Origin of the sequence: Mesorhizobium sp. B2-5-11 (genome assembly GCF_006440835.1) — a bacterium.
GTDB lineage: Bacteria > Pseudomonadota > Alphaproteobacteria > Rhizobiales > Rhizobiaceae > Mesorhizobium.
In genome coordinates, this window is the sequence record NZ_VFUK01000026.1 from 1 (window position 1) to 12190 (window position 12190).

Here is a 12190-nt window from a genome sequence, read left to right on the forward strand (position 1 = left end):
GCCGGCTGGAGCGCAGGTTCGCCCAGCATGACAACATCCGCCCAAGCTCCTTCGACGGTTTCTGATATGACGGGAAACTCGAAAGTAGCTGAACTAAACAGCGAGCCGGACGGCGGCGCCGGCGGCGCCACGCTGGGTGGCAAGGCAGGTTCCAAACCCAGAATTCCAAGGCAGCTCTCGATTTGCGACGTCATTCTGGCCTCCAGGGTCGTGCAGATACATTTGATGTGCATGGTGTATGCGCATTCATCAAATATCGACTGTCGCCGCCGACCACCTGGGTGCCAAATGTCCATGTGCGGTAGCAATTTCGCAGATCCAGTGGTTACAGCCTGACAGAAGAGTCCGATTTTGGCATTCCCTTTGGGAAGTGTGCGTCGAGTCTGGCGCATGCGGACGGAAGATGGTCCGCTCCCAGTCTCGCCGAAGCCAGAAACAGAGCTGTGTGTTCAGCTGCGTCTCCGCTCTAGACCAAATGTTCTCCTGGGACATTCAGTCTAGCAAGTTCGAGGTGTCCTTATTTCGACGGATGGTTACGGATGCATATTCGCTCGTACAGGTCGCCGAACGTCGCCGCCTCAATTATCTCATCCAATTGCGGCGACCTCCAATTGTTGCTTTTATCCAAATTAGCTTGGAGCTCTGCGGCGATAAGGCTGTCTCCCCCAACATCAAAAAAGTTATCGTCCAAGCATATTTCGTTATCTCCGATAATATTTTTAACTTCATCAAGAAAAATTTTCCTCGGATCATCGTTGCTAAACATGTTTAGTTTTCCTGGTTCGACTACTTTTTCTGCCATAACCCTTTTCTCCTCTTATTACTACTCGTCTGGCGTCGTGAACTCTTCTCCCCTTTGCTGTTCTCGCTCCCCGGACTGCCGCGGAACCGTCCGCCTCGCAAGCTGATCGTCCGGCCAGCATCGGTGACCGTCGAATGAGTACGTTGGAAGGGAAATGCGACGGCGAGTACCGAACGGTTCCAATTGATCACTGGCCCGTTTCCAATCCACCGCAACACCCGCGGCCCAGAGTGCCCCAAGGCATTCCAGAAGGACATGGCGGTCAGTGGATTGTTCATCGTTCTCGTCGCGCGCGGCTGGGACGATCGATGGAATTCGGGTCTTCCGGTCCTCTGAGTTGATTGCTCCCTGTGCCAGACGCGCCAGATTTCGTGAGGGCCCGATGTCAACGAGTGCAGCTACACCAGCCGCGACAACGGGCTTGAGAGCACGATCAAATCGGAGAGGCTCGATCGCTTGCCTGCTCAAGTAGGTGTCCTGCAAGGGTATTTTCGCTTCATGCAGAGCTCCTGAGTTGAGAGCAATGGCCACATTCGGCAGGCCCTTTTCGAGTGTACGGACCCGCGCGTCGATGGCGTCAGTCGCTCCTTTCATCAGCGGCGAATGGCTGGGGACGCCAGCTGTAATAAGGAGGTTGTTGGTGATCTGTCGATGTTCGAGACTTTCCTGAAGCCTTTCCAGAAGTTCCCGCTTGCCGGTGAACACGACGTCGGTATTTGAGTTCACGATACCGACGCCGATCTCGCCAGCTTCTGCTCGATCACGCCAAGCGTCCTCCGTGAGGATACGCTCAGCCTCGCTCGGGCCGCATCCGGCCGCAAGCATAGCACCATCGATACCAATATTTGCCACCGCACGGCTCCGAGCGATCGTCAGCTCAACAGCATCTTCCACTTTTAGAATGCCCGCTAGGGTAGCCACAACGTATTCGCTCATGCTGTGTCCGACGAGATAAGCGGGCTGAACTCCGAACAGTTCTAGCGAACGCGCCATGGCGAATTGCACGGAGAAAATCATGACACTGATTTCTTCGAAGGAAGCCGTCCGGTATTTGTCGTCTTCCCCAAACATGACCGTCTCCAGGTCACGATCCAGGAGCCGGCGACAAGCGGCCGCACAAGTCAGGAAAGCATTGCGGAAGTCCGGCACGTGATCGAACAGATCCTTGAACATCCGCGGGTGCTGCACTCCGCAGCCCGGCAGCATGAAGCCAATAGACGGCGAGGAAAAGGTCCGATCAGCTGTACGATCCCCTTCTTCTTCCAACCTCGCGATGGCCGTGCCCAAGTTGCGCGCCACCACAACGGTTCGATGCGCGAAGTGGCATCTCGCCACGCGTAGTGTATGAGCGACGTCACCAAGATCGATGTCGCGGTTGCGCCGCAAGAACGCAGCTAGATTCAGGCAGGCCCGGCTTAGCGCTGACGGGGTCTTTGCAGATAGGCAAAGGGCGTGAGATCCCCGTGCAATCGATCCGGGCCAAGCCCTTGCATTGTCGCTGTCCCATTCCTGCAGCACGATATGGCAGTTGGTTCCTCCCATACCGAGTCCAGTAACTCCGGCAGTTCGTGAACGTCCCGGCGGACGGGGCCAAGGTCTAAGCTGCTCATTGATGAAGAAAGGCGTGTCTTCCAGTCCCAGATCTTCATTCAGCCGATTGATTTTGATTGTCGCTGGGATTACTCCGTGCTGAAGCGTGAGAGCTGTCTTGATAAAGCTCGCGACCCCTGAGGCGATGTTGGCATGGCCGATATTCGGTTTAATTGACCCGAGCGCACAGGCGTTCGCCTGCCCCGCGAAGACATCTGCCAGTGCGCGGACCTCGATTGGGTCGCCGACCTTGGTGCCGGTCCCATGAGTTTCGATATATTCCACATCTTCAGGGCCAAGTGCCGCGGAGGCAAGTGCTTGGCGCACAACTTCGGCCTGGCCTCGTGCGCTAGGCGCCGAGAAGGATGATTTGGCGCGGCCGTCGTTGTTAATGGCACATCCTTTTACCACCGCGTGGATCGAGTCGTTCGCCTCAAGCGCGTCTTCAAGGCGCTTGAGAACGACAACCCCTACCCCATCTCCGAGCACCGTGCCACTTGCATCGGCATCAAAGGCCCGGCACACACCGTCCGAAGAATTAATGAAGTCCTTGACAAACTGATACCCCGCTTGAGGGAAGGTGATACTCGAGCCCCCTGCCAACGCCATGTCGCAATAGCCGGCCGCGAGCGACTGAGCGGCGACCGCGATCGCCACTAACCCAGTTGAGCATGAGGTTTGCACCGCAATGCTTGGGCCGTTAAGGTTCAGCATGTAGGACACGCGCGCGGCAAGGTAGTCCTTCTCGTTGCCGAGCTCCGTCAGGAAAGCGAGTGGCGCGTTGGTGGGATCGCTGAGGCTGCCCTTCAAATGGTGCAGTAGATAGAGTGGGGAAGAAGACCCTGCGAACACTCCGGTCCGGCCTTCATGCTGGGTTGGCGCATATCCGGCCGACTCAAGTGCCTTCCAGCAGCATTCGAGAAACAGCCGATGCTGCGGGTCCATTAACGTTGCCTCACGCCTCGAGAGGCTCCAGAAATCCGGATCGAAAAGGTCCACATCGTTGAGATGGGCGCCCACGCGCACATAATCCGGGCGATTCAGGACAGCTTCCGCAATGCCTCGGGCCTTGAGCTCCTGCCTGGAGAGCGAGGTGATCGAGCATACCCCCTGGCAGAGGTTCTCCCACAGCGCGTCTACCGTCTCCGCGCCAGGAAAACGCGCGGCCATACCAATCACCGCAATGTCCATACTGGGGCTGCTTCGACGGTCCAGCGCCTTCACATGCGCCCTACGCGCCAAGACTGGCGGTGTTTTGGGGAGCTTGCCGATTTGGGGACGTCCCTGCTCGCCAATGCGTTTGCGGAGAAGAGCCGCGAGTTCGTTAAAGGTCGGATTGAGGAAGACCTCCACTACCCGGAGTTGCACCTTCAGACTCTCACGAATCTGCGTGCAGAGGCGGGCAGCCAGAAGGGAGTGTCCGCCGCAGTCGAAAAAATTGTCGCCCAGATCGGCAGCTTCGGCCTGGAGAAGGTCTCGCCAGGCTGCGCGAAGTGCTGATTCGACCTCGTCGGTACCGGTCACCAGAGCGCACGACTCTTGCGCGAGCCCGCGAAGGCGCGACCGATCAAGTTTTCCGTTAGCCGCAATGGGCAATTCCCGTACCGCCACGAAATGCGCAGGTATCGCATAGTGCGGTAACTCGGACTTTAAATGCGCTCGCAAAGGAGCCTCCCAGCCTCTGCAACCATCGTGCAGCACCACATAGGCGACCAGTCGGTCCGGCTGGCCTGTCGTCGAATCGAGCTCAGGCAATACGGCGGCGGAGCGGACCCCGGCGTAGCGAAGCAAGGCAGCTTCTACAGACCCGGGCACGAGGCTGTAACCTCGGATCTTCACCATGAAAGCGCAGCGCCCGATAATTTCCAAGTGGCCACTTGGCAGCATACGACCAAGATCGCCAGTGCGGAACATCGTGCCATCTGCGCGAAACGGGTCGGGAAAGAACCTTTCGCGTGTCATCTCTGGGCTGCCGAGATATCCATGAGCCAAGACATCGCCGCCGACGAAGACCTCGCCCAAGAAGCCCATTGGGACGGGATCGCGTTGCTCCCCCAGGATATAGACACTGACATTGTACTGAGGCCTACCCACCGGCGCGACCTTTTGTATTATCGCAGGATCGACCTCGCTCAAGTCAATATGCGAAACATCACATGCCTCCGCTGCGCCGTAGTAATTGATGATTCTGATGTGCGGCAGCGCGTCCCTGACCCGCGCAAGCAACGCTGCTGTTAGTACCTCGCCTGATAGGTAGATCAATCTGAGATCGGGAAGGCGGGAGGGGAGGTCAAGGAAGCCGCTGCTGATAATCACGTCCAGCAGTGATGGGGTTAGCAATATTCTGGAAATTCGATTTCGCTCCAGGTACTCGACCAGCTGATGCGGATCGTAGATAACGTCATCGGGGACCAGATAGGCTGGAATCCCGGCGAGGATCGGCCGCATTATGTCCCCGAAGAGATTGACCGCCTCACGCTCACCAAGCGTGTATGGCAGCGCATGATAGCGCCACTGGTTGGCGCATACACTGCTTCGGTGGGGGCAGACAATCCCTTTTGGTTCACCAGTCGTGCCAGACGAAAATGAGATCTGGGCCGGCGCATCGATATTCACCGGTTGCGGATTGGCCGGGCTGGCCTTGCCAAGTTGTGCTTCCCAACCCTCGTCGAGCGACAGCGCAATACCGGACCAGTCAGGCGGAAGCTTGGCTGCGAAATGGTCGCTGGTGACGACGATTTCAACACATGCTTTCGCAAGTATTCGCTTTACCGCAGCGGCGGGCAATGCTTTGTCAAGCACGACGTAGGCCGCCCCTGTTTTTAGAATACCGAACAAAGCGACGGCGTATTCAGGTGAAGTATCCATCAGGATACCCACGCTGGAACCTCGGCTCTGACCATGTCCAAGAAGGTGCCTGGATAGAATGTCGGTTAGGTCGTCGAGTTCACGATATGTGATGGTCGTAGCCTCTGAAACGATGGCAGGACTGTCGGGGGTGAGAGCTGCTTGTTTGCGGAATCGCTCATGCAGCGTTAGATTAGTATAAGGGAAGACCTCGCCGTGTTGGATAGAAACCGGAAGTTGTCCCTTCACCTCGCTAACCTCGCGCAGGAGGCTGGACACCACCTGCTCCGTCATGGCATGGGTGAAAAAGTGATCGCCATCAAACATAATCCGGGCGAAGCGCGACGTCGTAAGCCGACGCCATCCGTCTAGGTCATTGGCATTGATTTCGTCCTCAACTCCGCCCATTGCGGTGATTGCCGCCTTGAGAGGCTTTGGCAGGTTTCGGTCGTAAGTCTCCGCAAGTTCGAAGTCGGCCCGCAGGGGCGGCAAAATGAAGTCCAATAGCAGTTTCTCGTTTGCCAGCGCCTTCTTGGGGACCATACCAAGGGTACGAATCACATCGGTTAGCTTATCATCGGTGTATGTATACATCGGCGGCTCTTGCGGGGGCAGATCCGCTGACGGGTGAGCAGACACGACCACATGGAAGGGAGATGGCCGACCGGCCTCCTCAAGGGAGCGGGCAATCTCGTAGGCCACGAGGGCACCTGCGCTATGACCGAAGAAAACGAAGGGGCTATCGCTGTATTCCTGGAGCGCCTCGATGACCATGGGTGCCAGTACGTCCATGCTGCGAATGGCGGCCTCCGCTGATCGTTTGCCGCGCCCGGGAAGATCCAAGCAAATAAGCTCAATGTCGTCAGGGAGATAGTCTGGCCAATTACGGAACGACTGGACGCTACCCCCCCCATGGGGGAAGCAAATTAGCCGATACGACGGCGCAAGTGAACTCTTTACAACACTAAGCAGTGTTTTTGACTTACCAGGAAGTTGTTCCATCTCTCAAGCCACTCCACCTAGATTCCGCCTGAAAACGCCTCTTTCTTAGCGGACATTTCTTTTTTATGAGGACTTCCAATTCGGTCTTTATAGCACTAGAAGCTGCCACTTCGACCTAAGCTTACGGCAGCCAAAGTAGCACGGTTATCTAATGTAGAATGTTAAGATGTATCAAACTTCAGTTCAGGCATCTGTTAAAAAGTGTTAAATATCATTTTGCACAACGATTTAATTTCTAATTTGATAAATTTACGCGAACGGCGCCATTGCAGTAACGCTGTCGACCCTTATTGCGCCCCTGCATTGCGTACTCGTGCAGCGTCCGAGCGCAATTCGGACACAAGCCTTTTTGGCTGTCCCTGACCTCAGACCTTGCTGTGAAGGTACCATTGTCCGCGACCTTCGATCATGAAGGTTCAGTAATTTATTTGGTATCCGGCTGTCCAAGTTGGTCAACCAATTGAGATGGCAGGGTGCGCATGATGATCTGCTGGGGACAAGGCGATGCTATATGCCCTATTAACTGCCCGCGGATTGGGAGCGCATTGAGATAATAATGCAGGCCACCAAATTCCACAACCTGCTCATCCCAGCCCGTGTGAAGCGTTAGCGGGTCCTGCTGGAGACCAAGACCTACGCATTTCAGTATAGCCTCTTTCCTGGTCCACAGCTCCAGGAACTCTCTCGCAGACTGTTTGCGCGTAACGTCTTCAAACCTCCTGACTTCTTGGTCAGTCATAATGTGGCGGGCCAATTGTCGGCAATTTGCCAAGGGGCGCCAACGCTCAATATCTATCCCAATCAGGCCCACGGCTGAAACGGCGACGGCGGACCAATCCTGGCTGTGAGACTGGCTCACTTCGATATCGCGCGCCGGCAATCGAGGCTTGCCGAACCGCGAAACGGTCATCTGGAGATCTTGCTCCGGAATATGCAAGTGCGCAGCAAGGATGGTTCGAAAAGCAAATTTTGCTTGAATGTATGAAAGCCGCAGATCTGAGTGGCGGATTCTTTCGGCCCGCTCCCGCTCAGTTGGGCTTAGCACTTCACGCATGTATGGCGTTGGGATTGTCAGCTGTGAATGCCGGAAAACCCAAACATCGATCGTACCAAACTGCCTCTGCGAATGCATTCGTCACAGCCTTTGGCTCGCTCCACCACATGCCCTTGCCTGATCAGCGCGAGGGTGAAGTCGTTATTGCTTCCCCCATTTACACGTCCACAGTGCGGTAATGGGGCGGGTCGTTACTGACTTGGGAAAGCTTCTACACTGCCATTGCGTCTCTGGGGTTAAACATTTAAGAAACAACTTAAAGATTTATAAGACCTCTTTGAGCTTCTTTTCATCAGTCGTATACTATATCTTTTGCTGCACCGAACTAGCACCACTAATGTTAACGCGATGTGATTGGCGGCCCGCCATTAGCGCCGTTCCGAAAATAGTTGAGTGATTTCAGCCGGTTGTGATTCCGTCGGATTTGCGAGCTTCGATGGAGATCACGATGGCCTGGACTGAAACCACCCGTGCGCATCGCGGCGCAAGGCTGAGCCGGGCAACGAGGCGCATGTCGGAGCACCGATGCGGGCGTCGTCTCGGCGCTCGCCGTTGCCGCCGGCCAGGCGGTCAAGGCCGGCGACGTGCTTTTGTCCATCGAGGCGATGAAGATGGAGACGGCATTGCATGCCGAGCGCGACGGCACAATCGCCGAAGTGCTGGTCAAGGCCGGCGATCAGATCGATGCCAAGGGTGTCCACAGCCTAAGAAGCACCTCAGCTATTCACTTAGAGGCGCTGAAGCTTTCCCGACGTCGGGCCGACGACCATCTCGTCTCCCGATGAGTAGGCAAACTGGAGTGCGGCAATACCGCGCTCGGCCATCTCCTCAAGATCACGCAGGCTCAGATTGCAGGCGAGAGATAGCAGCGCACCAGAGCAGGACCGCGGACTTGTCGAACTGACAGCCTTTGAACATTGCAACACTCCGAAAACGAAGGTTCCTTGCCACAGCACTGTAATCAAAAGTTGCAGCAGATCAATTTAGGCTCGTGCGCCTGCGCTCGACCCGGAAAAGGAGGCAGAGAATGCGACAGGGTTCATCTCGTTTCCGCCAACCGATGTGCCCGTCAAGGCCGGCGCGCTGACCGGTCATCTGGTCGAAGCCTGCTAAACGGCGAAGGTCATCTCCTCTAGAGGGAAGGTCCCAAACGGATCATGCTGCCGTCGCTGAAGCGTGATTGGCGGAATCTGTGGAGGTTGTGCCCTGTCTCATTTCCTTGGACCAGGTCGGCCCACCAACCCGCCCATGCCGGGTCCGATACCGAAGCCGTGGCTACTCATCCCGGTCGCGATAACCAGACCTAGGATCGCAGCGGCGCGATCGACGATAGGCACGACATCCGGCATTGCATCGATCATGCCCGCCCAACTCGCCTTGAGCGGCACTGTCTTGAACTGCAGGAAAAGCCCGTAATCCCGCGGTCGATGGGCGGAGTGCAGAGGCTTCGGGAGCGGGATTCCCATCTCCAACAGTGATACCGAGATATTCCGGCGCGCCAGAACAGCGCCGTAGTCACGCCGACAATGCCGCCGCCGATGACCACGACTTCCGAAGTCTTCGGCGGAGTCGCTTGAAACTGTACGGGGTGGCTTCGGTGAAGGGGAATATTGTCAAAGAATACTGTCCTTTTGGTACGCTACGGCGGTATCCGGCCTACAGACTTGTCTCGCCTGCGACACCACAAATCGCTTGCAGGATCGCGCCCGGTGCCTGCTGAAGCCGATCCGCATCTGCCGGAGCCATAGTTGAACAATTGGATCAATCAGGACCATCGGCGCATAAAGCACCGTGTCCGAACGATGTGCGGCTTCAATCCTCAGTAAGCGTCGGCATTATCCTGTCCGGCATTGAAATGTTTCACATGATGAGCAAGTGACAGGCCAGGGACGCCTTCAATCCGAATCCGTCGCTGGCCGGACAGTTCGCCATTCTCGCCGCCCGACCAGAAGCGCAAACAATCCTCCCTGCGTCCCAACTCAACCGTTGCAAAACCGATCCTAATCGGTTCGCAATTTGAGATACTCGATCCTGACGTAGCTGCCGCGTCAATCGCCCAGCCGCGCCTCGTCGAGCGTCGCATCGATCGGCGCTTCGCCGGCGACGCGTGCGGCCGCATGGGAGCGGATCGCGGCGACAAGCGCGCATTGCGTTGCCGCACCACGTGCAACTGCTGGAATCCCGCCGAAGAGGACGGGATCGACGCCGGTTTGCAGGAAGAGCTTGCCCCCCACAGTAATCCGCATTCTATTTGACGAAAAGCTCGCGCGCTGTCTTCGTTAAAGGGTCAAACCCACGATCCTTAACAGCAAAACTTTGGGTGATCGTGATTCCAACGTTGTCTAGCCACAGGCCAGGCATCATGTGGAAAACCATACCTGGCTGAAGAACTGTTTCATCTCCCTTGCGGATACTAGCCGTACGTTCTCCCGATGCGGGCGGAAATGCGATGCCAGTCGGATATCCAATTCGGGACTCCTTTTCAATCCCATGGCGAGCAAGCACTTGACTGAATGCGCTGAACACTTCTGAACAGGTCCGCCCAGGACGCACACTTTCGAGGCCGACGTTTAGGGCTTCTACAGCAATCTTCGACAGATTTTGGAATGCAGTTGAGGGTTTGCCGACTACGATTGTACGAGAGAGTTGAACTTGGTAGCGGTGCCGGCACCCCGAAAGTTCAAGATTAACAACAGAGGAATTCGGCACCGGTTCGTCGGTCCAAGCTGCATGTGGAGCGATTGAACGCTCGCCTATGCAAAGATCGGGAGGGCAAGCAGGGTAGTCACCTCCAAACTCAGCCGTACCCGACACTTGCTGGTGATAAATAGCTGCCGCGATATCGCATTCACGAACTCCAGCTTCCACCGTATCGATCACACATTGCATCGCCACATCTGCAAGCTGACCAGCTTGACGCATGATTGCGATTTCAGTCGGGCTCTTTATCAGCCGGAGCCATCCAACGAGTAGGTCAGCATCAACGAATTCCGCAAGTGGCAAAGCCCGGGTAAGATCCTGGTGAGCACGGGCGGAATAATAGTATCCTCCCATCTCGACGCCAACGCGCGCCTTCTCGCCCCCGACTTCCCTTACAATATCGGCCATAAAGGTGTAGGCCGATAGGAAGGGCGAATGAACATGCGTTTCGGGGTAAGCTCTGATGTTTTGATCGGCAAGATAGGTAGTCATTAATGCCGAAACGCGATCCATCAACCGGCCCACCCAAATAGGCTCGTCGTGATCGAGTGACACGATCACCATTTGCGGAGTATAGAACGAGTAAGCGTTATAGCCGGTAAGATAGTTTTGGTTAGGCGGCTCTGACAGAAGAAGGATCTCGATCCCTCTCGTCGTCATTTCTTTCTTTACCGCTGTTAGACGTGACTGAAACTCGGCAATCTCAAAATGCAGTTCTTTTAGCACGTTTTTCTCCTTCTAATTCAAATCAAAGCGACCGTCTTGGGTGGCATCATCATTTCCAGCGGTGTGCGTGGCACATCTGGAGGGAGAAGGGCGGAGCCCACCCCCCCCCGCGTTATGTTGACACGATCGGAGACCATTGGTCGGGCCTGCGATCCCTCGTCGTAGCTCGAACCGCCCCAGGTGTTGGGAGGGCTGGGTGCCGGTCGCCATTACCAGTGGAATGCGGCCAGGCTATAGGCTGACTTGTGGCAGCACAATTCGGATCTGGCAACAATGTATCGGCCGGTACCTCTTGCCACAGTGGGGATGTACCGCGTTGATCGAAGACCTTCACGTAGGTCCCACCATCGCGAGCTATCTCGATCATGAACACAGCTGAAACCGTACCGCTTCGCCGGACCATAGGAAATACGGTCGCTGCCGTCGACCTGCAGGACGCCGCGATAGCCATCCAGATGGCGGGCGACGCATTCGCCGGCACGGCTGTCCTCAAAGCGGTCGGCGACGGGGCTGATCGTCTCGCAGTCGCGGCAGGTGAACTTCTCCCGCACGTGCTGGATCACCTTCCATTGCCGCGGCACCACCTCCAGCGTCTCGGTGATATCCTCACCCAGCTTGCGTAGCCGATGACCGCCGCAGCAATGGCAAGCGGTCGGCGCCGGCTCGACCACGCGTTCGCGCGGCAGATGCTCGGGAAATGGCTGACGCGCCGGTCGTTTGCGCACATAAGGCACCACCTCGGTGGTCCTGGCCGCGGCCTGTTCGGCGGCGATCTCGTCTTCCGTCGCGGTGCTCTCGAGCTCCTCGAAGGTGAGCTCCATCTGGTCGTGCAGGCGGGCTGAGCGTTCAGAACTCTGACCATGCAGCGCCCGCTGCAGCTTGCGGATCGTCAGATGCTGATGTGCGATCAGCGCCGCATCATCCGATGCCTTAGCCCTGGCGACCGCCAGTTCGGCCTCGACCAGCGCAGCGCGCGCGGCCTCGTCTTCGGCTCTGGCCAGCGCTGCGGTCAGCGCCGCTCTGAGCGCGCCGATATCGTCCGGAACAGCATCCTGGGCGGTGGCAACCATGCCCTGGAGTGAATCATAAAACGCGCCCGCTGACTCGCGGAAAATGGCGCAAACTCAAAGAAAAACTCAGCCCGCGCGCTGCGGGCGGAACGTGTGGCGCGGGTTGCGCCAATCGATCCCGTCGAGCATGTAGGCGAGCTGCGCCGGTGATATGGAAACCGTGCCGTCCGCCGGCGACGGCCATAGAAACCGGCCCTTCTCGAGCCGTTTGCATACAGCGACATGCCAAGCCCATCATGCCAGATAATCTTGATCAGATTGCCGCTGCGGCCGCGGAAGACATAAATATCGCCGGCCTAGGGTTAGGTGGCGCGCCACCTAACCGTTCTTATGCATCGGGTGAGATTTTGTGGCGGAGCCGTCCTGGCGCCAGCCGAGGTCTGCCAAATCTGGAATCCT

6 protein-coding genes and 4 pseudogenes are annotated in these 12190 nt (G+C 56.8%); 2 read left to right on the plus strand and 8 right to left on the minus strand.

The features are described 5' to 3' along the window. The 4 genes and pseudogenes from FJ490_RS32980 to FJ490_RS32395 form a co-directional block, all read right to left on the minus strand. Positions 1-194: pseudogene (locus FJ490_RS32980) on the minus strand (hypothetical protein); the annotation flags it as partial. Positions 195-517: 323 nt separating this feature from the next. After that, positions 518-802, minus strand: a complete 285-nt coding sequence (locus FJ490_RS32385) for an acyl carrier protein (RefSeq protein WP_084016206.1) — start codon at positions 800-802, stop codon at positions 518-520. A gap of 21 nt (positions 803-823) precedes the next feature. Beyond that, positions 824-6241: a type I polyketide synthase gene (locus tag FJ490_RS32390; protein WP_084016208.1), complete on the minus strand. Its 5418-nt coding sequence runs from the start codon at positions 6239-6241 to the stop codon at positions 824-826. 424 nt (positions 6242-6665) lie between these two features. Beyond that, a complete protein-coding gene (locus FJ490_RS32395) occupies positions 6666-7373 on the minus strand; it encodes a 4'-phosphopantetheinyl transferase superfamily protein (RefSeq protein ID WP_084016210.1) in 708 nt (235 codons plus the stop codon). A 399-nt stretch (positions 7374-7772) separates the two neighbouring features. On the opposite strand from FJ490_RS32395, the pseudogene FJ490_RS32400 reads away from it, so the two are divergent. Further along, positions 7773-7987: pseudogene (locus FJ490_RS32400) on the plus strand (biotin/lipoyl-containing protein); the annotation flags it as partial. 519 nt (positions 7988-8506) lie between these two features. Here the strand turns inward: FJ490_RS32400 and FJ490_RS33710 are convergent. Then, positions 8507-8761, minus strand: coding sequence for an FAD-dependent oxidoreductase (locus tag FJ490_RS33710; protein WP_064995287.1), 255 nt, complete (start codon positions 8759-8761; stop codon positions 8507-8509). Between the two features lie 202 nt (positions 8762-8963). On the opposite strand from FJ490_RS33710, the pseudogene FJ490_RS32410 reads away from it, so the two are divergent. Beyond that, positions 8964-9237, plus strand: a pseudogene (locus FJ490_RS32410) (DDE-type integrase/transposase/recombinase); the annotation flags it as partial. Positions 9238-9343: 106 nt separating this feature from the next. On the opposite strand, the gene FJ490_RS32415 reads toward FJ490_RS32410, so the two are convergent. From FJ490_RS32415 to FJ490_RS32425, 3 genes and pseudogenes are all read right to left on the minus strand, one after another. Further along, positions 9344-9541: a hypothetical protein gene (locus tag FJ490_RS32415; RefSeq protein ID WP_064995288.1), complete on the minus strand. Its 198-nt coding sequence runs from the start codon at positions 9539-9541 to the stop codon at positions 9344-9346. A gap of 1 nt (position 9542) precedes the next feature. After that, entirely contained in the window at positions 9543-10721 is a 1179-nt protein-coding gene (locus FJ490_RS32420; protein WP_084016212.1) for a Xaa-Pro peptidase family protein, read from the minus strand. A gap of 509 nt (positions 10722-11230) precedes the next feature. After that, a pseudogene (locus tag FJ490_RS32425) lies at positions 11231-11791 on the minus strand (IS66 family transposase zinc-finger binding domain-containing protein); the annotation flags it as partial. Between the last annotated feature and the right edge of the window lie 399 nt (positions 11792-12190).

Coding starts and splice junctions, on each gene's coding strand:
- FJ490_RS32395 (WP_084016210.1), bottom strand. CDS start 7,373: ATGCATTCGCAGAGGCAGTTTGGTACGATCGATGTTTGGGTTTTCCGG.
- FJ490_RS33710 (WP_064995287.1), bottom strand. CDS start 8,761: ATGGGAATCCCGCTCCCGAAGCCTCTGCACTCCGCCCATCGACCGCGG.
- FJ490_RS32390 (WP_084016208.1), bottom strand. CDS start 6,241: ATGGAACAACTTCCTGGTAAGTCAAAAACACTGCTTAGTGTTGTAAAG.
- FJ490_RS32385 (WP_084016206.1), bottom strand. CDS start 802: ATGGCAGAAAAAGTAGTCGAACCAGGAAAACTAAACATGTTTAGCAAC.
- FJ490_RS32415 (WP_064995288.1), bottom strand. CDS start 9,541: ATGCGGATTACTGTGGGGGGCAAGCTCTTCCTGCAAACCGGCGTCGAT.